This window comes from Paraflavitalea devenefica (assembly GCF_011759375.1).
Lineage (GTDB): Bacteria > Bacteroidota > Bacteroidia > Chitinophagales > Chitinophagaceae > Paraflavitalea > Paraflavitalea devenefica.
Genome location: NZ_JAARML010000005.1, coordinates 505,396 through 528,307, shown reverse-complemented (window position 1 = coordinate 528,307; position 22,912 = coordinate 505,396). Strand labels below are relative to the sequence as shown.

The following is a 22,912-nucleotide window of genomic DNA, read 5'->3' as shown; positions in this document are numbered from 1 at the left end:
GTGGTTATTGTATGCCGAATGCCGCTGTATAAGTATTGTTGTTTAAGTCGGTTATTTCTACCTGGTATACCTGTCCCTTGTGGAACCTGTTATCCAGTTTGAGGCTGATGAAATTGTCTCCATATACCAGGTCGCGCTTTTGCTCCAGTAATACTGCTTTATTCCTATCCAGTATCCTTATAGCTGTTGTTCTGTTGGGATCGTAAGCATAGTATTTGATGTGCAGTTCTTTACCGGTTATATAGTTGATGCCGGAACGTTCCTGTTTATTTTTCAACTGGATATAACTGGCCACTGCCGTTGTTTGCTGAACCGAATCATTGACTACCCTAAATGTCCACACTTCCGTAGCAGCCGCATAGGAATCGCCGTTCCTGGCAGTGACCTGCCAGGAATAGGTTTTACCCGCTTCCAGCTTTGTATAAGTAGAAGGATAACTTTCATACGGCAGTTTCAGGCGGCCCGATACATATTTGGGTGTATTGTACAGGATGGCTTCGGCAGGGGACTGACCAGGCATCACTTCTGCCACACTGATATCATACTGCAGGTTGTCAAACATATCAAGCGGGGTAGGAGGCAGCCAGGTAAATTGCGGATAGGTGGAGTTGATGACCGATTTATCCGCAGGCGTATTCAGCAGGGGCGGGCTTAAGGGACTGATGTTGAGGCGCACACATTCATTGGCTAATGTTTCTGTGCCATCACCCTGTATCCTGCTGATGGTATAACAGGCGAGGTAAGAACCCAGCGGGAGGAAGTTGCCGGTAAACCCTGCTGCGGCATGGTTGTATTGAACAGGTTGCACATCGCGGGCTTGTAATACTTTTAATCCTTTGCCCAGGGATATGCTCCTCGTGCCGGCTGATAATACTGACTGACCGGTTACTGCATCCTGTAGCGTGAACAGGATGTTGATCTCAAATTGTGTGTTGTAGTTATTGACCAGGGCCAGGTTCCATAACTGATCTTTTTGCACCATGCCTGCCGGCGGTAATATGACATTCACCGTTATTTGCGCCTGCATTAGGAGCGGCGAAAAAAAGAATAAAAAGTTGATCAGTTTTTTGCTCATATCAGAAATATTTAAACCATGATACCGTACCTGTTTCTACAGGATACAATGTTTGCCAGATCGTTGGCAAATACGACTTCTCGTATTGCAACCGTAAGCCGCCCAGTTTTTTAATGTCAATGCAAAGGCTGCCACGGCTTCCGTTGTATGCTTTTCCTCCTGCTATTTTGTTGTATTTAATACCAGCTCCTGTCTGCAGCCAATTGGTCAGTGAATAATCTGCGTTGGCTTCGAGGGTATAGAACTGCATTTGCTCCTGGTCGGTAAAAACATACACACCTTGTAACTGCACTTTATGGAATAGCACGGTGTGGGATGCCATATAACTGACGCCCGTATACGCTATGAAGCCGGAGTCGGTCCCTTTACCTGAATACCTGTTGTAGATGAGTGAAGAAAGCATCCTGGTATTGCCAACGGCATACTGGTATAACAGGGAGCCATTAAACATATAATAAGCGTTTTCCCGGATCCTTTCTTTGTCTACGATGTACAGTTGTGTGCCGGGATAGTAACCCGCGCTTACTACCGGCCATTTCGGGATACGTACATTAACCTGTATGCTTTTAAAAACAGTGCTGGTTTTAAATGTCTTTTCCGTAAAGGGACTGATGAAATCATTCCTGCGCAGCATACCCACTATGCTTACTCTATTTTTAAAGAAGGGCTGGTCCGCCTTTAGCGACCACGCCGTTTGATCGGTGTTGTAGGTAAACAGGCTGAAGGATTGAAAGCTTTCACCGGTTTTCCGGTATAGACCGCTCAGGCGGGTGCCGGTTTTGGGTATAAGCGTTTGCCCTTTGAGGCTGATGCCAAGGTTGGCATTATCGCTAAACTGCCACAGGCTTTTCATGCCATCACTGTTCCGCAAGGGACCGCTCACCGGTTTGGTAGTCTTGGCTATCTCAGCGCTGAAGCCCGTGTTTTCATCTTTCTTAAAGATGGCTTCTACCGAATAGCCGGCCAGGTTTACATAACTGGACACGGTGTCGGAGATAACGCTTCCATAATTGTATTTCCTGCCGGTAAAGGCCGAGAAGATGAGGGCTTTCTTTTCTATATTGCCGATGCCAACACGCCCCATCAGGAAGTTTTGCCCTTTTTGCCGGGAGTTCCTGCCCAGAAAGTCCCGGAAGCCATAATCTATTTTGCCTGCCGCTATCGCTGTATAGATACCAGGGGTGTATTCCATATTAAACCCGGTTAGCGATACATTCCAGGCAGTGAGTTCTGAATAGTTGACCACCGACCTGCCTATGCCAATGCTTTTCAGGTTGGTCAAAAAGCGATCTATGCCTTTGGGCTTTTCGCGTTGCAGGCCATTCTCTCTTTCAATCCTGTTCAGGTCTGCCAGGGAAGTAGCTTTGTATACCTGTTGGTTCAGTTGGATAAGGCTTTTGTTAAGGGCATTCCTCAGGCTGTCTGTAGACGATTGAAGCCTCACCATTTTTTGTTGCAGGCTATCCAGTTCTTTTTTTTGCTGATCAATAAATTGGGTATAGCTGCTGTCGGCCTGCTGAAGCGATGCTGGCTTTGTTTTTACCCGGCTTCCCATTTTGTATAATTGTTGCTGATCAAAAGCCGGCAGGTCTATGCCTGACGCAGCCAGGGGTGGCCCTTCGCTACGGGACCGGGCTTGCCGGTGATAGTTCCTTTCCCGCTCTTCCACGATCCGTTGCAATACATCCCCGCCGCTCAACCTGCTTTTGAGCGCATTATATTGATCAATGAGTTCCTTTAATGCTTTCTCAGCTTTGGCAAGATCGGGACGTTGCCCGTGCATACCCGCAAGGCGGTCCAGTAGTTGCTGCCTGGCATTCCTCAGATAAGCAAACCGGTCGAATTGTGCATGGAGGTCTAAGAAGTTCCTGAAATAAGGCGAGTTGCTGATACGTTGAGACAGGTTCACTTTAAGCGGATACTTATCCTTCACTGTGATCGTGAGAAAGGTTTGGATGGTATGCTGCTGAAAATTGTTTTGAGAGAAGGGCGTATCCACAAATGAGCGGTACAGGAAGTTATACTGCACATTGCCATGAACAGTTAATAAGGGAACCCGTTTGGAAGCCACTGGTACTATTGGCAGGCTGGTATTGGTGACAGGTGGTGCAGGTTGTTTGGCGGGCGGCAATACATACCACGCTATGTTAAGTCCTTTACAGGCACCCCTGTACTGCCAGCTAATGGAATCGTATAAGGTAAGAGGATCGGGAAACGTGTCTATGTTTTGCCGGCTGATGGGAGCTGTGATGCCGGCCGGAGAAGAGGATTGAGGATAGCCGTTTAGAAATACCAGCAATAGCAACACACACAGCCTGGTATGCCGGCACAGGATAGGCCAATCAATTTTCTCATGCAGGATCAAGGTTAATGGTTTTGGTTTAGGCCCAACAGTATGATACTAACGGTTAGTCTCATACCTATATAAAGTAAGATATTATTTTTTGATGCAGGAGGGGGACGGGCAGGAGGCAGCGCGGCTATGCCGTGGGAAAGAATGACTTTTTTTTACATAAGATAGCGTTATCACACTTTTACAGAAATCTAATTATTCTGGTATAACAAGCGCTATTAACAAATATTTAACAATATACTTCGGAAAATACGGTCGGTGGCTGTAAAATAAACGAGGAGGGCTTAGCGCAGCCGCCTAAACAGCTACACCAAGCCCTCCTTACTGACATTTTTTATTTACCGGCTTAGACGTTAAACCTAAAGTGCATCACATCGCCATCCTTCACGATGTATTCCTTGCCTTCAATGCGCAGCTTACCTACTTCGCGGGCGGCAGATTCTGAACCATATTGAACGAAGTCATTGTAAGCGATCACTTCCGCTTTGATAAAGCCTTTTTCAAAGTCGGTATGGATCACACCGGCTGCCTGTGGCGCTTTCCATCCCTGGTGAATGGTCCAGGCGCGCACTTCCTGTACGCCGGCTGTGAAATAGGTATACAGGTTGAGCAGTTTATAGGCTGAGGTGATGAGGCGGTTCAGGGCCGGCTCGGTCATCTTGTATTCTTCCATGAACAACTGGCGGTCGGCAGGATCTTCCATTTCAGCGATCTGCGCTTCAATGTTGTTGTTCATAATAATGATCCCGGCGCCTTCTTCTTTGGCCATTTTTGCCAATGCTTCGGAATATTTATTGCCGGTGTGCATGGAGGCTTCATCCACATTGGCTACATATAATACCGGCTTTTCGGTAAGCAGGAACATGTCAGCAATGGCAGCGCGCTCTTCTTTGGAGAGGCCCAGGGCGCGGATGCTCTTTCCCTGCTGCAGGTACTCTTTGCAACGCACCAGCACATCCAGTTCAGCCTTCATCTTGGGATCGGTACGGGCGGCTTTCTCCACGCGGCCGATCTTACGCTCCACACTGTCCAGGTCTTTCAACTGCAGTTCTGTATCGATGATCTCTTTATCGCTGATGGGATTAATAGCGCCTTCATCGCGCAGTACATTATCATCTTCAAAACAACGGATCACGTGGATGATGGCGTCCACCTCGCGGATATTGCCCAGGAACTGGTTGCCCAGACCTTCTCCTTTGCTGGCGCCACGCACCAGTCCGGCAATGTCTACGATCTCTATCTGGGTAGGTACGGTACGGTTGGGTAGTACCAGCTCGGCCAGCTTATCAAGCCGCGCATCGGGCACATCTACCAGTCCCACATTGGGCTCGATGGTGCAAAAACGGTAATTGCTGGCCTGTGCTTTGGCGCTATTGCTCACCGCATTGAACAATGTTGATTTTCCTACATTCGGCAGTCCTACGATACCTGCTTGTAAAGCCATATTATTTTAATTTTCAGCGCGCAAAGATAAGCTGAAAGGGCCATATTGGAGGCTTTAAATAAGTGGTTGACAACCAAAAACAACGAGCCCCCAGGTACTGATGCAGCAGCACAAGGGGGACTCGTAAAAAAGCAGACCTGTTCTTATTGGTTGCCAAACCGTCTGCCACTATTTTACCAGGGCTACCGGCTTTTTATGCCATCATTGACCTGCTGGCCCATCACCAATGTAGCGGATAATAACATAAAAGAAACAAATAATGACCTAATAATATAATGAGTTTTATGGCACATAGTTTTATTTTTTGATCAATGAAAAAGATCTCACCACAGCAGTGTAAAGACTACCGGCAAAAAGCAAAGCGTATCATGCTTCTTCAGAAACAGATTAAACAACAGTTACATCGGGTGGGGGAGTAGGCACGGGTATAACAATACCCTGTATAAAAGCCATATCCCTGGGGATAATATTAATGGAAACAACGATTAACTGTACCGGGTGTATATAAAAGAGGATTGGCCAGTAATACGCTACGATTAAATTCCTTTTTTCCGTGACGCAAATGTACAAACAGATGCTTATTTTTTGAAATAACAAGCGGATTATTAACACCGGAATAAGAAGAAACCTTTAGGCGGTAGATAAAAAGAAAGATCCCGGCACACTGAGCAGTTACCGGGAACTTTTTGTTACGAGCTAAGTCTTATCAGGTGTAGCTGGCGCACTCCTTTATTTCTTTCTCTGTATAGGCCAGGTTGTATTGTTTCAATACATCTTCCGGCACGCCATTCCATTTATTGGGTTTGTTGCCGGCATAGCCAATGTCTTTTACCCCGATCTCGGAAGTATAAAAGCCGGTGGCGGTAAGGTTGCGCATCAGGTTGAAGAAAGCAACACCCTGCGCCATGTCGGGTTTGGCTTTGGCAGGCCACGCGATCTCATCCACCATTTCCATTTGCTGCTGCTGACTGCAATCCTTGAAGGCTTTTTCATAGCGCTTCAGACATTGTATGTCCAGCCAGCGCAGACCACCCCGCATGGGTATCTGGTGCTCCGGCATGTCTTTCACAATAAATTCAATAAACTCGGGCACCTTGGCATCAGAAGCGCTGCCGCTAACCTCATCCTTCGGGATGATGATATCGCCCAGGATGGTAATGGTAGCCATTTCTGCCGGTGTGAAGAAGGTTTGGGCGGTAACAGCTTTGTAATGCGCCTCTTCCTCTTTCATACGGTCAATCGCTGATGCCGGCGTGGCGGCTTTGGCCTCCGCGGCTTTTTTATCGGCATCGCCATCTTTACAGGCTTCCAGCAATACACCTGCTGAAAGCGTTCCTAATGCCAATGCCTTGAGGGATTTTCTTCTGTCCATATGTTTAATGCTGAATTCTGGATTCTGGATACTGTATTCTATAAATTCTGTTTCTTCATTTCATCAATGATATACTCACTGGCTCTCATGGAAAGCGCCAGGATGGTCCAGGTGATATTTTTATCGGCCTGTGAAACAAACTGACCGCCATCCACACAGAACAGGTTCTTACAATCATGCGCCTGGCTCCATTTGTTGAGGGCCGCACGTTTGGCATCATTGCCCATCCGTACGGTACCAGCTTCATGAATGATCTTACCCGGTGTATCGATGCCATAGTTATTTTCGGCGGTACCATCATCGCCCCAGGTAATGACTGCACCCATATTGTGCATGATCTCGCGGAAGGTTTCCTTCATGTGCTTTACCTGTTTGATCTCATGGTCAGACCACTTCACGTTGAACTTCAAAACAGGGATACCGTATTTGTCTACTACATTGGGGTCAATAGCGCAGTAGTTGCTTTCCAAAGAGAGTGCTTCACCACGGCCTGCCATGCCAACGCTTGCTCCATAGAAGAAACGGATATCTTCTTTCAGCGATTTACCATAACCTCCGGCCTCTTTCTTTTGTCCGTTTACAGCGAACTTACCATTCATACCCTCAGTGCCCCAGCCAACGCCATAGGCAGGCTGGCCCATGCCTCCCCAGTATTCAATATGGTAACCACGGGGGAAATCGAGTTTCTTATTATCGCCCCACCAGGGAGAATATACGTGCATGCCGCCTACGCCATCTTCATTGTACCGCTTGCGGCCAAAGAGCTGTGGCAATACGCCCCCCATGGCGGTACCGGTGGAATCATGCAGGTATTTACCGACTACATCACTGCTGTTGGCCAGTCCATTGGGGTGGCGGGCCGATTTGGAGTTCAGCAATAAACGGGCACTTTCACAGGCGCTGGCAGCAAGGATCACTACGCGGCCATTCACCTGGTATTCATTCATATCATTCTTATTCACATAAGAAACACCAGTGGCTTTTCCTTCACGGTCGGTCAGTACTTCACGCGCCATAGCATCACATACAACATCTACATTGCCCGTAGCCAGGGCGGGTTTGATCAGTACAGAAGAAGAAGAGAAGTCGGCATAGGCATAGGAGCAGGCCCTGCCGCACTGGGCGCAGAAAATACATTCCCCACGGTCCTTATTGCCCGGGAGCGCCTTGGTAAGGATAGACAAGCGGGAAGGGATTACCGGCACACCAGCTGCAGTTCCTGCTTTCTTGATCATCAGCTCATGCAGGCGTGGTTTGGGAGGCGGCAGGAAGATACCATCGGGATCATTTTCCAGCCCTTCATTGGTGCCAAATACGCCAATCAGTTTGTCTACACGGTCATAAAAAGGTTTGATATCCTCATACCCGATGGGCCAGTCTTCACCCAGGCCATCAATACTTTTGCGTTTAAAATCTTTGGGGCCAAAGCGGAGGGAGATGCGCCCCCAGTGATTGGTACGTCCACCCAGCATACGGGCGCGCCACCAGTCCCATTGGGTGCCATTGGCTTTAGTATAAGGTTCTCCGTCAATTTCCCAACCCCAGTAACAGGCGTCAAAATCTCCAAAAGGACGGAATTTGGTACTGGCTCCACGGCGGGGAGAATCCCAGGGGTTCTTGAATTGCGTGACATTCGTCCGGGGGTCATACATAGGTCCCGCCTCTATAAGGCATACTTTTAATCCTGCATTGGCCAGGATATAAGTAGCCATACCGCCGCCGGCGCCTGAACCTACAATCACCACATCATACTGCTTTGCATTCTTTTTAATCTGCAGATCGCCCATATAGCAAGTTTAAATAATTAGTGTAAAAAAGCGGCATAAATGTATTAGTTTTAGATGGTTCCAAACAAAACAGGGGGCACTTTTTTATAAACGGAAGCGCTTTCTTAACTTTCTATTCTGTTTTCTCCTCCAAAGGCTCAAGATACCTATCTATAAGCATTTAGCAAAAAACAAACTTCTTATCTTACTGCCTTGTTGCCTCGTTGCCTTTATGCCTTCTCTTTATCCATTTAAACAGCTCCATCACCAGCACAATACTGCCCGCAAGGGCGAGCAAAATAAGCCATTCATTCATGCGCACCGGTTCCAGTTGAAGGGTGCTGTTCAGGCCCGGTATGTAAGCCGCCAGGATATGCACGCCCTGGGCCAGCAACACGCCTACCAGGATCAGCTTATTATTGGAAAATGGGATGGTAAATAAGGACCGGATTTCGGAGCGGCAGTTGAGCACATGAAAATTCTGCAACAGTACCATCAGCATCATCACATCCGTACGTGCGTGGGTAGCTTCCATCCCTTGTATTTCGATCAGGTAATACCAGGTGCTGAAAGTGATCACCGTCATGACAGCCGCGGAAGTAAAAACCTGTTGCAACATCAGCCTGTCGAAAATGCTTTCCGCAGGCTTGCGTGGTGGTTGTTTCATAACTGCCAGATCGCCTTTTTCAAAGGCCAGGGCAATTTCCTGTATGCCGTTTGTTACGAGGTTGAGCCACAACAACTGTACAGCCAGGAAAGGAATGGGCATGCCCATCACCAGCGGGATAGCCACCAGTAATATTTCCGCCACCCCGGTTGAAATGAGCAGGTAAATGATCTTACGCAGGTTCTCATAAGTAAAGCGTCCTTCTTCCACGCCGGCGGTGATGGAGGCAAAATTGTTGTCTGTTACAATAATGGAGGCGGTTTCTTTGGCCAGGTCGGTCCCGCTGCCCATGGCAATGCCAATATGGGCTGCTTTCAAGGCTGGTGCATCATTGGCGCCATCACCGGTAACGGCTACGAAATGCCCCTGGTTTTTCATGCTCTCCACGATCTGCTTTTTCTGCAGGGGATTGACCCGGGCATAGACCTTTTTACTCTTTAAATGTTCATCAATGCGCCCCCCGTTCTGTTGTTCCAGGGCGCCCAACTCTTTTCCCGTGATTACCTGCTCCTTCTTTTCTGCAATGCCCAGTTCTTTGGCGATGAACAGGGCAGTAGCAGGGTGATCACCTGTCACCATCACTACCGACACACCGGCTTCTCCGCATTCTTTCACCGCGCTGATGGCCTCAGGTCTTAACGGATCTATCAACCCGGCCAGTCCGATCCATTGCAAGGTGGGCAGTTGTTCCAGCGTTGTATCAGTTACTTTACCTGCTGCAAACGACAATACCCGGTAACCATCTGCCGCCATCTTCTCTGATGCTGCATGGGCCTGCTGGTAGTTTTCTTCAGGTAGCTTCTTCGCCACGATTTCCAGGGCGCCTTTCATGGCAAAGAACAGCTCACCATTGTGTTTGTAGTATATGCCTGAGAACTTATTCTCTGATTCATAAGGCACCATCTGTACTATCTCAATATCTTTTTTAAAATCGTCCGGCGACTTTCCGGCTTTCCAGGCTATTGCCAGCAGCGCTACATCCACTGCATCGCCTGTATATTCCCACTTCTCCCGATTCCTGTTCAGTACGCCTTCATTGGAAAGTACCGCCGCCTGGATAAACCGGTGCAAGGTTTCCGGTAATGCTGCGATGTCCTGCTCCTGGCTGTCTTTGATCGTGCCGTCGCCATCATACCCTTCACCTGTAACTGTAAAAACAAGTCCTTCCGGCAGCACGATCTTTTTTACAGATTGTTGGTCCATCGTGAGCGTACCTGTTTTATCGGAGGCGATCATAGTACAACTGCCCAGCCCTTCCACAGCAGGCAGCCTGCGTACGATCACATTCCGTTTGGCCATGCGGCGGGTACCGATAGACAATGCTACTGTTAACGCTACCGGTAATCCTTCGGGAATGGCTGATACACCTACAGCGATCATCAGGAAAAATATCTCCATCGCCGGCATACCCCGGTACCAGCCAATCAGTCCCAGCAGCACGCATACGACCACTACGGCAAGGCTGATCTTCCGGGAAAAAACATCCATGCGTTGCAGGAGTGGTGGCTTTTCTGCTTTGGCTTCGGAGAGCGAGCCCGCTATTTTACCGATTTCGGTATCTTTTGCAGTAGCCACTGCATAACCCCAGCCGCGGCCCTTGAGCACGGTGGTGGCGGTAAAGGCCATATTGGTTTGATCGCCCAGCGACAGGTCCTTGTCAGGCAATGGACCGGTGGTTTTGATCACCGGTTGCGACTCGCCTGTGAGCAGGGCTTCTTCCACACTGAGTTCTTCAGCTTCTATCAGCCGGAGGTCGGCCGGTACTTTCACACCAGATTCCAGCAATACCACATCGCCCGGTACAATGTCTGTTGCAGCTACTTCCTGCACTTTTCCATCCCGTTTTATTTTTGCTTTTACCGTCACCAGGTTTTTCAGGGCAGCAGCGCTGTTCTCAGCCTGCCATTCCTGCCAGGCACCCAGGATAGCATTGATCACAATAATAGCGGCGATAAAAATAGCATCACTGGTCTCCCCGGCTATGACCGACAGGATGCCGGCGCCGATCAACACATAGATGAGTGGACTGAGGAACTGGGTGAGGAAGATGACAAAGATACTCTTGGCTTTGGCCTGGGGGAGGGTATTGGCGCCGTATTTTTCCTTTCTGGCCGCCGCCTCCTGCGCTGCTAATCCATTGGCCGAAACTTCCAGCAATTTTGACAATTCGGCGGCTGATTGATTGTACCAGGAGGTGGAAACATTGTTCATAATGAAGGTTTTATATTTTCTCCGGCGGGGCACAATTTTCATATTAAACGGGCGTTAATTTAAATGGTTAGGCTATTTGATTAACACTCATTCAATCCCTATGAACCCCAACATCCAAAATGACCAGGATTACCTGGCAGAGAAATTCAGGTTATTGGAAAACCATACGATTCATGCCAGTAAAATTGCGATTCTAAAGATACAAAGCTGGAAGTTTGCCCTGAAAACACCGGAAGTGGGCTCCCGCTATCAACAGGCTGCAGAAGAAATGGTGAGGGAATCGCTGTTACGTTTTATACCCAACGAATATGTGCTAAGCGAAGAAGGATTTTATTTCGCTTCTCTCGATAATTAAAATGCTTGCCTGCTATCGTTTATAAGAAAGTGATACCTTGTGAAGGGGGTGTCACTTTTTTTTATTTGCTATCGCTGCATTGTCCATACTGCGTCCTACGAAAAAGCCTGCCGCTACACCAGCTACCACGCCTGCAACAAGCCATAATAAATCGGGCCCTGCAGATACATACGCCACAAAGAGTCCCAATACGCCCATAAAGATCATCATAATTTTTACGGCTTTGCGCTGTGTTGATTGCTTTGGTCCCGTTGTTGGATGAGTAGGGTGCGCATGATGATGCGCGTGCTTGTGACGATGCCTGCTTTGCGCCATAGGTTAAATTTCCTAAAAGTTACGAAGAAATTGGAAGCCTGAAGTCTGACGTCTGAAGTCAGAAGCCCGAAAATGCAGTCTCAGATTGTTCCGAATCCAAATCTCAGACTTCAAACGTCAGACTTCTGACTTCATTTACAAACTCTGCAGCCACATCAGGGCATTGTTTTTTACCACGTCTTCCTCTTTGTGCAGGGGATCGGGTTTAATAATATCGTGGGGTACGATCCGGCCTTCGCAGATATTGCCATGTCTGTCAGCTTCGCGGCAAATGGTCAATACCAGTGTGGAGCCATCATAGAGATCATAAGTAGTATTGGCAGTGGTGAGGCCCGCTGTAGGTTCGCCCATCAGCCGGGCGTGGGGCATGCCTTTAAAGGCCAGGGCCAGGATCTCCCCGGAGCTGGAGGTTTTAGGACCTGTAAGCACCACCATTTGCTGCCGCTGGTGATCGGCCAGTGTCACTGATTTACTGGTTTTGCACATCGGTGTATTGTTGTGCAGCGCTACGCCATCCTGGTAGCGGATGCTGGTAACACGGGCATCCCGCACAAAATAGCCGCATACGCCATTGCCCAGCAAGGGGCCTATGCCTGCCAGCATGGGCCAGCAGTTGCCGCCACTGTTTTTGCGCAGGTCAATAATCCAGCGGGTAGCACCTTGTGCCGCCAGCCGGCCAATAAGTGATTGCAGGCTATCAGCAATCAGGGTACAAACAAGGGGATCGGAAGTGCTCACCCAGGGTACGGCAATATAGCCAATGCCCTGATCTTCCATATTGTATTCTATAGCGCCTACCAGTTCTTTCAATACAGGGGTGCGTTTAAGCCGGGCCGTATCATTATGGTACAGGGCTGCATGCCGGGAAGGCATTACAAAACTATGGGCGCCCTGCACCCGTTGCAGGCATTGGTTGATCACAGCATGTGCATCCTGGATAGAAGTAGCTTCAGACAACTGCCCGCGGGCTGCTACTACCAACGAATCCCAGTCTACATCTTTGCGGAGCGCGTTACGTTGCATCAGCTCCAGCGCCTGCTCGAACAAATGCATGGCACTGTCCTGGCCCGAGAGCAGGGTAGTGGCCATAGCGGATGCCGTGCCCCTGCCTGACTGGCCATAACTGAAGGACGCTATAAAAAGGAACAGGAAAAATATACGCTGCATAAACCAACAATGATGCTATTCGACTCAATTTCCACAAATTCCGGTGATAAAACAATAGTTATCCTTTCTGTATCAAATTGTTGCTCATATTCCCCATAACTGCCGGTAAATAATTGGTTGACTGTCCGGCAGGATTTTGGTAACCAATTACCCCAAAAAGCATTATGAAAGACTATAATCCAATGACGGGCTGGCTGGATGATCCGGTTTTGCCCAATTCCATAAAAAGCAATAATGTGATCAATGTGAGCTGGCCCGAGCGGTTGCTGTCGGCCACCACAGGGGTAGTCCTGATTAGTCATGGGGTGCGTCATTTTACCAGACACCCGGTAAAAAGTCTGTTGCAAGGCATGCTGGGCGGATTCCTGTTATACCGGGGCGCTTCAGGTAATTGTCCGGGCTATACGGCCCTGGGCAAAACCAGGAATGTACGGCGTACGCCCGCCATCAATGTGCGTACTACACTGGTTGTAAACAAACCCCGCCATGAAGTGTATCGCTTCTGGCGCAAACTGGAAAACCTGCCTGTCTTTATGCATCACCTGACCAGTGTACGGGAAGTAGACCCGGTACATTCCCGCTGGGAAGCTATTATTCCCGCCAACCTGGGTAGGATACGCTGGAATGCAGAGATCGTAAAAGATGAATATGGCGTATTGATCGGCTGGCAATCCATTGCCGGTTCGGCTATTGAAAATGCAGGCAAGGTAGAGTTCAGGGATGTAGAGGAAGGAACAGAAGTACGGGTAATCATCACCTATCGTCCACCCGCAGGCGATATTGGCGTGGCAATTGCTAAGATATTGAACCCGGCTTTTGCAAAGATCGTGGAACGAGATATACGTCAGTTCAAAGAGTACATAGAAGGGGCTACGCCGGCAGAGTTTGATGCCTTGCGACAATGATTTTAGTCCGTGCTTACCTATAAAAAGAAAAGCTGATCATGTTACGTGATCAGCTTTCTCATATATAAAAGGGACGGATGGGAAAGAAATATTATAGCGCCTTGTTAATGGCAATGTTTCTTTTTTATATCACTTGTGTTTATAATGAAGTCATAATTCTTATGCCATACAATGACCGGCAAACGCCTATGCCTGCATTATTGGGTATATTCTGCAACATCGCAAGTATCGGGTGGCTGGCGCAACCGGTTACCGTTATCTTTATGCTATAAGTATTATTATATGGAACCTGCACTTCAACTCAGCGACATTCATATCCGCACCACTTTACAGCCTGGTGATATAGGGTACGTGACTTACCTGCATGGCTATCTATACAGCCGGGAATACCGGTTGGGCATTGCTTTCGAAAGTTATGTGGCGGAAGGGCTGCTGGAATTTTATCACCAGTATGATCCTGCCCGAGACCGTGTATGGGTTTGTGAGCACCGGGATAAGATCGTAGGTTTCCTGCTGCTCATGCACCGCGGCACGGCAGCACAGTTGCGCTATTTTATCCTGCACCCCGACTACCGGGGCATAGGGCTGGGGAAGAGGCTCATGGAATTGTACATGGAGTTCCTGCAACAGGCCGGTTATACTTCTTCTTACCTGTGGACGATCAATGAACTGCCCGCCGCTGTCGCTTTGTATAAACGACATGGTTTTGTGCTGGCAGAAGAAAAACCCTCTGAAGCTCTTTTCAACAGGCCGGTAACAGAACAGCGGTATGAGTTGATACTAAACTAACAATCGTTATCTTTGCATCCGTTTGAGCCTTATTCTTCACCAATTTCTATTAAAAAGATCAGCTATATGAACAAACGCGAAGTATATATTATCTCTGCTGTACGTACTCCTATCGGAAGTTTTGGAGGTGGTCTTAAAGATTTCAGCGCCACTCAGTTAGGGGCAATTGCCATCAAAGCGGCCGTGGAAAAGGCAGGTATTAAACCCGAACAGGTGCAGGACGTGTACATGGGATGTGTGATCCAGGCCAACCTGGGACAGGCGCCCGCCCGCCAGGCAGCTAAGTTTGCCGGACTGCCCAATGAAGTGAATTGTACTACTGTTAATAAAGTTTGCGCCAGTGGTATGAAGTCTATTGCCATGGCCGCCCAAAGTATTGCCCTGGGCGATGCAGATATTGTGGTAGCCGGTGGTATGGAAAGTATGAGCAATGTTCCTTTCTATGTGGAGCAAATGCGCTGGGGTAATAAATATGGCAATGCGGGGCTCATTGATGGCCTGGCCAAAGATGGTCTTACCGATGTATATGATGGCAAAGCCATGGGTAATGCGGCAGAACTGTGTGCTAAGGAATGTGGCATCAGTCGCGAAGAGCAGGATGCCTTTGCCATAGAAAGCTATAAACGCAGCCAGGCTGCCTGGACCGCCGGTAAATTCAATGAGGAGACAGTACCGGTAGCTATTCCGCAACGCAAGGGCGACCCTGTTTTATTTGCCAAAGATGAAGAGCCCTTCAATGTAAAATTTGATAAGATCCCTGAGTTGAAGCCTGCTTTTCAGAAAGACGGTACTGTTACTGCTGCCAATGCCTCTACTATGAATGACGGTGCTGCGGCGCTGGTATTGATGAGCAAGGAAAAAGCAGATGAGCTGGGATTAAAGCCATTGGCTAAGATCGTATCCTATGCCGATGCTGAACAGGCGCCGGAATGGTTTACCACTACGCCAGCCATTGCCTTGCCAAAGGCCGTAGCCAAAGCTGGTCTTGGCATGGAGCAGATAGATTATTTTGAACTCAATGAAGCCTTCTCGGTAGTAGGCATTGAAAATACACGCCGCATGAAGCTCGATCCTGCCAAAGTAAATGTACATGGCGGGGCAGTAAGTCTGGGTCACCCCCTGGGCGCCAGCGGGGCCCGTATCATTATTACCCTCATCAATGTGCTCAAACAAAATAAGGGCCGTTATGGAGCTGCGGGTATCTGTAATGGAGGAGGAGGCGCCAGCGCCATGGTGATCAGTTTATGAGTACCCTTTCCATCAGGTTTGCCACACCGGCGGATGCCGGATTGATTGCCGACCTGAGCCGGCAAACGTTCTACGATTCCTTTGCTGCCGACAATAAGCAGGAGGATATGGACAAGTTCATGCATGAACAGTTCTCCCGCGAAAAATTGATGGCCGAAGTAACAGCCCCCTCCGCGATCTTTTTACTGGCGATGCAAGGCGAAGAAGTGGTGGGGTATGCCTGTATGCGTGAATCACTCAATCCACCTGAACTGGGAGAAACACCTGCTATAGAAATTGGCCGTATTTATGCAGTTACCCATACCATCGGCAAAGGAGTAGGCACCGCCTTAATGCAACAATGCCTGGCCATTGCCCGGGAGAAAAAGAAAGCAGTAGTATGGCTCGGTGTATGGGAGAACAACCAGCGGGCTATTGATTTTTATACCAAATGGGGATTCCGGAAATTCGGTCAGCACATCTTCGTCCTGGGCAATGATCCGCAAACAGACTGGCTCATGAAGAAAGAATTATAAACAGAGTCGCGGACTGTCTTACAGCACTGCTTTCCTGTGCAGGAGTGGAAGCCTGACAACTTTACAACATTATGATTATTTCCGGTCAGTAAAATAATCATACCTGTTGGCCTTGCCGGTGGTCAGGTCTATACAGAAGAGTGCATTGGCCTGGGTGCCGCTCAGCTCCCGGTTATCTGCTCCCAGGATGAACAACTGTTTTCCGGTATAGCGCCAGTCAATCCATTCTGTAAGTCCGGTTGCAAAGGTCCAGCCTGGTTTTCCCTGCTCATTCAGTCGGCTCAATACTATCTTTCCTTCCCGGCCGATCTTATCTTTATAAACCACCAGGTAACCACGCGGGTCGGCAAGCCGTATAGGCATGGCTGTTGTTTTATCCAGCAGAAAACCGCCATGCAGGAAATAAGAAGAGGGGGATAATAGGGTAGCCTGTTCTTTTTCGATCAGCAGGTCGCCATTGCGGGAAGGGGTATAGGTGCTGAGGTATAGCTGGCCCCGGGCTGTCTCATCATAGGTGGACTGATGTTGCACCCGGTTGTATAATTTATCCCATTCCTCCACTGCATACAAACCATACCATTTACCGACCATAGTATCCTGGTTCGTCTTTGTTTGTGCATAGGATGGCCTTGCGCGTTGCAGGTTACGGATGGCAGATTGCCTTTGCCGTTCATGGAATGCCCGGGAGCGCAGGGCCGATAGTACATCATTCAAACTATCCCGTTGTTTGTACAGATCCTTCTGCTGGCTCGCATACAAGGTCATCCGGCAGCGGTATTCCTGTTCCGTGATCTGCCCTTTGGCATATAAGGTGGCCGGATATTCATTTTTATACAAGGAGTCCTGTGCGGCACGGTTCTGTTGTTGAAGCTTTTCTACCTGTTGTACAGCAGCGTCCTGCGGTGCTTTCTCCGGATCGTAATGGGTGGGCGTTGCCAGCAGGGTAGTGGTATTCAATTGCCATTTGCTGCCATCATTGGCTGTAAAGTATACCTGCTGGTCGTCATCATTGAACAGGTAGAACCTTCTTTCTTCCGGGAACTGACCCTTCAAGGCAGGGTTTTTGTTTTCCAGCAGGGCAATGTCTGCTTTCTTTTCCAGGGTAAAAGGATCAAAGGCCATTAGTTCTCCTATAAATACCCAGGCCAGTTCTTTTGAAGCGCCCATTGTTTCCACCGGATGGTATTTAATATCGCTGTGGTGTTTAACTTTTTCTTCAGCCGTTCTAACGCCGCTTACCGGGTCATTTTGCTGAATGAAGTAACTGCTGCTGACAGATTTGCTGGTAATCCCTCCGCGACTGGAGTAATTGTTGGTTTTATCATATTGCACCAGACTAAAGAGTACGGCTTTGCCATTTTTTTCAAAGTACAGTACCGGCGCCAGGGCGGTGCGTTCATCATAGCGTGCCAGGCAACTCCGTAAAAGCAGGATGAATCCTACCACCAATAAGGCAACAAAAAGGAATCCTCCTACAAATACGCGGCTTATTCGCATGTTGCAAAGTTTACGCTAAAATAAGTGGTTGGGGCTTTTTAAGCAAGTACGCAGCCCTGGCCACTACCCGAAGTGGTAAGCTGCGTACTTTGCAGGAAGGGTACGGATTATTGGCTATGCGGCTTCTGCTGCAGCGGGACGTTGCGCTCCGATGAACAATATTTCACTTACCAGGATCTCCGTTATATACCGCCTGGTGCCATCTTTATCCTCATAACTACGGTTTACCAGCTTACCTTCAATGGCCACTTCTTTTCCTTTAACCAGGTATTTCTCGGTCAGTTCGGCCAGCTTACCCCAGGCCACCAGGTTATGCCATTGTGTTTCTGTTACTTTCTCTCCCTGGACATTCCGGTAAGTTTCATGGGTGGCCAGGGAAAAGCGCGCCCATTTCTTTCCCTGGGGTGTGATCCTTATATCCGGTGCCATGCCTATACGTCCGATCAGTTGAACTTTGTTTCTAAGTGCGTACATAATGCTAAGTTTTAAATAGTGATTGATTTTTTTATTCCGGACCGGCATTATTGCCTGCCGTCACCACAAAGATGTACCCCCGGGAAATCCATAGTCGGTTTTTTGTCGTTTATAGTCGGATGTAAGTGTTTGTAAACGTTTGTAAGCGCTTACAAACGGCTACTACCATCCGTTTTACGCTATAAATCATTGACTATGAATACGGAAACCAGAAACTGTCCTGCCTGTGGGAAAACGGTTAAAGGAAGGGCGGATAAGAAGTTTTGTGACGACTCCTGCCGCAATAACTACAATAACCAGTTAAACAGCGATGCTGTGAACCATGTACGCAACATCAATAACATCCTCCGGCGCAACCGGCGCATATTGGAAGAAACCATGGAAGGGGTAGAAAAAGCAACGGCCCGGTCAAAAGCTGAACTGGCCAAAAAGGGATACCGGTTCGATTTCTTTACCGGCATCTTTGTTAATAGGGACAAAGAGACTTACTACTATTGTTATGAGTATGGGTTCAAGGAAGTGGACCATGATAAGTGCATCATTGTGCGGAACAGGACACAAAAACTGGCCGGGACCGGAAACCGGGAATAACAGGCGCGCTAAAACAGGGCCGGTACTGCCAATAAAAAACCGGCTACCCGCAGAGGGGATAGCCGGTCAAACGACAGGTCTGACTGACCTGCTTTAACGTAACACCAACGGAACCTTCTCCTTCATGTAATAATTGTTTACGGCACTTCCAGCGCCCACCATACCATCTCTACCGGCAGTAGCCCATCTTTTTCGGGTTGTGTGCTGCTGCATGTTGTTATTGGCGCCGGCTGGTGCATCTTTCCTGATACCAGGTATAAAACACCCATTACCAGCAAAAGTGGCAATACAAACTTTTTCATGGCTTACTCTATAGGTGAACAGACTTTCCTATATAATAGATAAGTTCACCAACAACTTTGCTGCACTGTTGCCGGTACTATTCAACCAGTGCAGGGATAATGCCCACCAGCCTGCCATAACGGCCATAGTATTTCACTGGTACCCCTAAAATGGTATTTTGTAGTCAGAAGGCTGCCTTTCGTGACAGTATTTATCCGGCACTCTTTTCCAGGATGGACTGTACCAGCTCTTTATAGCTTCTGCCAATGGGTATCTGTTTGCCGGCAATCTCCACATCAGTGGCGGTAAAAGCCTCAATCTTGTCTTTCGCCACGATAAAGGAGCGGTGGATACGCAGGAAATTGTTTTTGGCCAGGAGTTCTTCTATTTGCCCCAACTGGAACTTGGTGAGTATATTCTTTGTTTTGGTATAAATGCGAATATATTCTTTCAGGCTTTCGATATACAGGATCTCATCGAGGTACACTTTTACCTTCTTTTTGCTCACATTGAAAAACAGGTAGGCCCTTTCCGGTGGAGGTATAAAGGAGGTGATGCTTACAGCCGGTACGGGCGATTGCTTGAGCTTATTCACTGCCATGAGGAAACGGCTGAACTCAATAGGTTTTAGCAGGTAGTCCACCACATTGTATTCATAGCCCTGCAGGGCATATTCATGATAGGCGGAGGTAATAATGATATGTGGTGGCTGTTTCAGTGTGCGGATGAAATCGAAGCCCTTCAGTTTGGGCAGGTGAATATCCAGGAAAATGAGGTCGATCTTTTGCTGCTGAAGCAGTTCCATGGCAAAGATGGCATCGCTGGCTACGCCTTTCAGTTCCAGGAAGGGCACCTGCCGGATATAGTCCTGCAATACTTCGGCGGCCAGTGGTTCATCTTCAATAATAAGACAATGATAGCGCTGCATCTTTGTTAAGGTTAATAGTGAGGTGAACGGTAAAACGGTCTTTCTGGTTATCTACCTGCAGGCTGTGTTCCTGGTACATCAGTTCCAGTTGCCGGCGTACATTGCTGAGGCCGATATTATCGGTAACCGTGGTATCGCCATTCTCTTCTTTTGAGTTTTCAATACAAAACCGTAGCTGGCCGTCTTTCAGTTCTACCTTTATATGAATATACGAATCAAACCTTGTTTCGCTGGCGCCATGTTTAAAAGCATTCTCAATGAAGGGCAATAACAGCAGGGGCGCAATCTGCTGGGCCGTGTCGTCAATATCCTTTTCAAAATGGATCGTAAGCCGTTCGTTATAGCGGATCTTCTCCAGTTCCAGGTAATCTTCGATCATGCGTATCTCTGCGCTCACCGAAATACGTGCCTTGCGTGATTCATAGAGCATAAAACGGAGCAGCTTGGACAGCTTCATCACCACATCGGCTGTATCATCCGATTTTTTACGTGCCAGTGCATAAATGTTATTCAGCGTATTGAACAGGAAATGCGGGTTGGTTTGCGTTCGCAGGAACTTCAGCTCTGCTTCCAGCTTCTCCTGTAATAGCTTCTTTTCCCTGACCCGGCTCAGCCAATTCATCCGCAGCAGCTTCATGGCTACCGCGCAGGCTGCGACAAAACCAACATCCAGGAAGGCGGATAACACCCGCTGTAATTTCAATAACTGATCATCCTTCCAGGCATTTTTCAGCAAAACGGGCACTACATAATAATGCAGGGTAACCCGGTACAGCAAAATGGAGAGCAGCAGGACGGGGAGGGCCGCCAAAATCAGCAATGGGATCGATTTATTCCTGTTAATGCCCCGGTCAATAACGAACCATAATAAGAAATATACCAGCAATGCCTTGGAAGGGGCCATATACAATACCGTGCGGACGGCCAGCCATAGCCTTTCACCGATCGTTACATCCGGAAAATAAGAATTGAACCAGGCATATTCCATGGCTGTTTCATGCAGTAGATAAGCCACCCAAAAAAGGATGTGCAAGCGTAGTCTGTTCTTCACGCTATAAAAATCGTAAAAAGCACCGTGAATGCAGGTAAAATTGTACTAAATGCAATTTAGTACCCCCAAACAGCAGCCGGAAAGTCAGGAAGACCAAAAGTTGAAAAACCGGAAGCAGGAAAACAAGTACAGCAAATTTGCACTAAAGAACCGGCAACTATTTCCTATACCCGATCCTTTCCATCACCTCTTCCTTCTGGTATTTGGAAATAGGCACCTGGTATTTACCGATGTGCAGGATATTGCCTTCTACCGCACCAATGGCATTCATATTTACCAGGTACGACTTATGAGGCTGGATGAACATAGCCGCAGGCAGGCTTTCCTGCATGCCTTTCAGGGTGGAGTGGGTGATGAACTTTTTATCAGCCGTATAGATGGCTACATAATTTTCCATGGCCTCTGCAAACAGGATATCTGCAAAGCTGATCTTTTCCAGCCGGGTATCGGTCTTCACGAAAATATAGGTCTGTTCAGCGGCCGGGGCGGGCTGAAAATAATCAAAGGCTTTATTGGCTGCTTTCAGGAAGCGCTCAAAAGAAATGGGCTTCAGCAGGTAGTCCAGCACATCCAGCTCATATCCGCGGATAGCGTATTGCTCATAGGCCGTGGTGAAGATTACCTTGGGAGGATGTGGTGTTTGCTGCAAAAAATCTATGCCGGTAATATAGGGCATCTCAATATCCAGGAAAAGCAGGTCGGCCGGCTGTTGCTTTAACAAGGTATTCAGTTGAAGGGCATCTTCACAAACGCCGGTCAACTGCAGGAAGTCAATCTTCTCCACATATCCCTGTAAGCCTTTGCGGGCCATGGGTTCATCATCGGTTATAATACAGGTGATCTTGCGTGGCATCAGTTCAGTTTTATTTGCAATTCGGCCGAAAAAGAATCGGCTTCTTTATGGGTGCTCAGTGTACTCTTGCCGGGATACAACAGTTCCAGCCTTCTTTTCAGGTTTTCAAGTCCGATACCGCTGTTCGCCTTTGCCGGTATATTCACCGGGATAGAATTGGTAACCGTAAACAACAGGTTATTATTATCCAGCTTTGCGTCAATATTGATCTTGTAACGGCCTCCCACATACTTAAAGGCATTCTCTACCAGCGGCAACAACAGGAGGGGATAGATCTGCTGACCATTCAATCCGGCATCAAAGTTAACGGTCAGTTGTAACTTATCAGAAGTACGTACCTGCTGCAGTTCTATAAAATTGGTCAGGTACTGTATCTCCTGGCCAATAGAAACGGTTTGTTGCTGGTCGTACAACTGGTAGCGCAGCAGGCCGGAGAACTTTTCAATGCTTTTCTTGGCGGCCTGTACATCTTCATCCATCTGGAAGTAAACCGTATTCAGGGCATTGAACAGGAAATGCGGATGGTATTGCGCTTTCAGGAACTTCAGCTCTGTTTGCAGGTGATCATTGGTGATCTTTTCCAATTGTACTTTATTGTCAATGTATGCCTTCAGTAATTTGTTGCTGCGCACCACCGCATAATAAATGAGATTATACAAAAGCGGAATGACATTGATGATAGCGAAATCGCCCCACGATAGCCCGTCGTCGGTTAGTGCAACCATGGGCGTCATCACCAGGTTCACCCCGGTCTCTGTTACTACAAAAACCCAAAACAGCTCCCGCAGGATGGTTTTGGATGCCGCCCCCTCCTTCAGGAACCGGTCGAAATAACGAAATACGCGCTGTAAGGAGAAGTATACAATATAACCCATCAATAAGGTAAAGCCTATCTCAATAGTATTTAAGATCAGCGGACGCTCCCAGAATTTATCATAAGCCAGGGTATCATTGATCAGCCGGATAGTAGCATAGACCAGCAAGCCATATAAAGAAGGGAAAAGATATTTCCAGCACCAATTCATAGATAGAAAATTACGATAATACCACGTAA

At 48.0% G+C, this 22,912-nt stretch carries 21 protein-coding genes; 6 read left to right on the top strand and 15 right to left on the bottom strand.

The genetic code is table 11. The features are described 5' to 3' along the window. Nucleotides 1-4 precede the first annotated feature (4 nt). From HB364_RS26890 to HB364_RS26865, 6 genes are all read right to left on the bottom strand, one after another. The gene (locus tag HB364_RS26890) at nt 5-1,075 is read right to left on the bottom strand and encodes a hypothetical protein (protein ID WP_167291513.1); all 1,071 of its coding nucleotides are present in this window, start codon (nt 1,073-1,075) and stop codon (nt 5-7) included. A 1-nt stretch (nt 1,076) separates the two neighbouring features. Next, nucleotides 1,077-3,440, bottom strand: a complete 2,364-nt coding sequence (locus tag HB364_RS26885; RefSeq protein ID WP_167291512.1) for a GumC domain-containing protein — start codon at nt 3,438-3,440, stop codon at nt 1,077-1,079. 334 nt (nt 3,441-3,774) lie between these two features. Continuing rightward, entirely contained in the window at nt 3,775-4,872 is a 1,098-nt protein-coding gene (gene ychF / locus HB364_RS26880) for a redox-regulated ATPase YchF (RefSeq protein WP_167291511.1), read from the bottom strand. 706 nt (nt 4,873-5,578) lie between these two features. Beyond that, on the bottom strand, nt 5,579-6,244 hold the full coding sequence (locus tag HB364_RS26875; protein ID WP_167291510.1) for a gluconate 2-dehydrogenase subunit 3 family protein: 666 nt from the start codon (nt 6,242-6,244) through the stop codon (nt 5,579-5,581). 38 nt (nt 6,245-6,282) lie between these two features. Beyond that, entirely contained in the window at nt 6,283-8,031 is a 1,749-nt protein-coding gene (locus tag HB364_RS26870) for a GMC family oxidoreductase (protein WP_167291509.1), read from the bottom strand. 184 nt (nt 8,032-8,215) lie between these two features. Continuing rightward, on the bottom strand, nt 8,216-10,888 hold the full coding sequence (locus HB364_RS26865) for a cation-translocating P-type ATPase (protein ID WP_167291508.1): 2,673 nt from the start codon (nt 10,886-10,888) through the stop codon (nt 8,216-8,218). Between the two features lie 100 nt (nt 10,889-10,988). Here HB364_RS26865 and HB364_RS26860 point away from each other — a divergent pair, with 100 nt between their 5' ends. Beyond that, a complete protein-coding gene (locus HB364_RS26860) occupies nt 10,989-11,243 on the top strand; it encodes a hypothetical protein (protein ID WP_167291507.1) in 255 nt (84 codons plus the stop codon). A 51-nt stretch (nt 11,244-11,294) separates the two neighbouring features. On the opposite strand, the gene HB364_RS26855 is transcribed toward HB364_RS26860, so the two are convergent. Continuing rightward, nucleotides 11,295-11,453, bottom strand: a complete 159-nt coding sequence (locus HB364_RS26855; RefSeq protein ID WP_167291506.1) for a hypothetical protein — start codon at nt 11,451-11,453, stop codon at nt 11,295-11,297. 240 nt (nt 11,454-11,693) lie between these two features. Beyond that, nucleotides 11,694-12,725, bottom strand: a complete 1,032-nt coding sequence (locus tag HB364_RS26850) for a S41 family peptidase (RefSeq protein WP_167291505.1) — start codon at nt 12,723-12,725, stop codon at nt 11,694-11,696. A gap of 164 nt (nt 12,726-12,889) precedes the next feature. Between HB364_RS26850 and HB364_RS26845 the strand changes: the two genes are divergently transcribed. From HB364_RS26845 to HB364_RS26830, 4 genes are all read left to right on the top strand, one after another. Then, nucleotides 12,890-13,630, top strand: a complete 741-nt coding sequence (locus tag HB364_RS26845; protein ID WP_167291504.1) for an SRPBCC family protein — start codon at nt 12,890-12,892, stop codon at nt 13,628-13,630. A gap of 282 nt (nt 13,631-13,912) precedes the next feature. Beyond that, on the top strand, nt 13,913-14,419 hold the full coding sequence (locus tag HB364_RS26840) for a GNAT family N-acetyltransferase (RefSeq protein ID WP_167291503.1): 507 nt from the start codon (nt 13,913-13,915) through the stop codon (nt 14,417-14,419). 66 nt (nt 14,420-14,485) lie between these two features. Then, nucleotides 14,486-15,667 carry an acetyl-CoA C-acyltransferase gene (locus tag HB364_RS26835; protein ID WP_167291502.1) on the top strand — a complete coding sequence of 394 codons (1,182 nt, stop codon included), beginning with the start codon at nt 14,486-14,488 and terminating at the stop codon, nt 15,665-15,667. After that, a complete protein-coding gene (locus tag HB364_RS26830; RefSeq protein ID WP_167291501.1) occupies nt 15,664-16,182 on the top strand; it encodes a GNAT family N-acetyltransferase in 519 nt (172 codons plus the stop codon). Before HB364_RS26835 ends, HB364_RS26830 begins: the two co-directional genes overlap by 4 nt. A 75-nt stretch (nt 16,183-16,257) precedes the next feature. Here the strand turns inward: HB364_RS26830 and HB364_RS26825 are convergent, their stop codons facing one another. Together HB364_RS26825 and HB364_RS26820 are read right to left on the bottom strand one after the other, a co-directional pair. After that, nucleotides 16,258-17,679 carry a PA2928 family protein gene (locus tag HB364_RS26825; RefSeq protein ID WP_167291500.1) on the bottom strand — a complete coding sequence of 474 codons (1,422 nt, stop codon included), beginning with the start codon at nt 17,677-17,679 and terminating at the stop codon, nt 16,258-16,260. Nucleotides 17,680-17,793: 114 nt separating this feature from the next. Next, a complete protein-coding gene (locus HB364_RS26820) occupies nt 17,794-18,153 on the bottom strand; it encodes a single-stranded DNA-binding protein (RefSeq protein ID WP_167291499.1) in 360 nt (119 codons plus the stop codon). 195 nt (nt 18,154-18,348) lie between these two features. Here HB364_RS26820 and HB364_RS26815 point away from each other — a divergent pair, with 195 nt between their 5' ends. Continuing rightward, nucleotides 18,349-18,744, top strand: a complete 396-nt coding sequence (locus tag HB364_RS26815) for a hypothetical protein (RefSeq protein WP_167291498.1) — start codon at nt 18,349-18,351, stop codon at nt 18,742-18,744. Nucleotides 18,745-18,881: 137 nt separating this feature from the next. Here HB364_RS26815 and HB364_RS26810 read toward each other — a convergent pair whose 3' ends face one another. From HB364_RS26810 to HB364_RS26790, 5 genes are all read right to left on the bottom strand, one after another. Further along, a complete protein-coding gene (locus HB364_RS26810; RefSeq protein WP_167291497.1) occupies nt 18,882-19,046 on the bottom strand; it encodes a hypothetical protein in 165 nt (54 codons plus the stop codon). 191 nt (nt 19,047-19,237) lie between these two features. Beyond that, a complete protein-coding gene (locus tag HB364_RS26805) occupies nt 19,238-19,954 on the bottom strand; it encodes a LytR/AlgR family response regulator transcription factor (protein WP_167291496.1) in 717 nt (238 codons plus the stop codon). After that, nucleotides 19,926-20,969, bottom strand: coding sequence for a sensor histidine kinase (locus HB364_RS33585; RefSeq protein ID WP_167291495.1), 1,044 nt, complete (start codon nt 20,967-20,969; stop codon nt 19,926-19,928). The genes HB364_RS26805 and HB364_RS33585 overlap by 29 nt, the downstream gene beginning before the upstream one ends. Nucleotides 20,970-21,162: 193 nt before the next feature. Next, the gene (locus tag HB364_RS26795) at nt 21,163-21,858 is read right to left on the bottom strand and encodes a LytR/AlgR family response regulator transcription factor (RefSeq protein WP_167291494.1); all 696 of its coding nucleotides are present in this window, start codon (nt 21,856-21,858) and stop codon (nt 21,163-21,165) included. Next, complete coding sequence (locus HB364_RS26790) at nt 21,858-22,883, bottom strand: sensor histidine kinase (protein ID WP_167291493.1); 1,026 nt, start codon at nt 22,881-22,883, stop codon at nt 21,858-21,860. Before HB364_RS26790 ends, HB364_RS26795 begins: the two co-directional genes overlap by 1 nt. Nucleotides 22,884-22,912 lie beyond the last annotated feature (29 nt).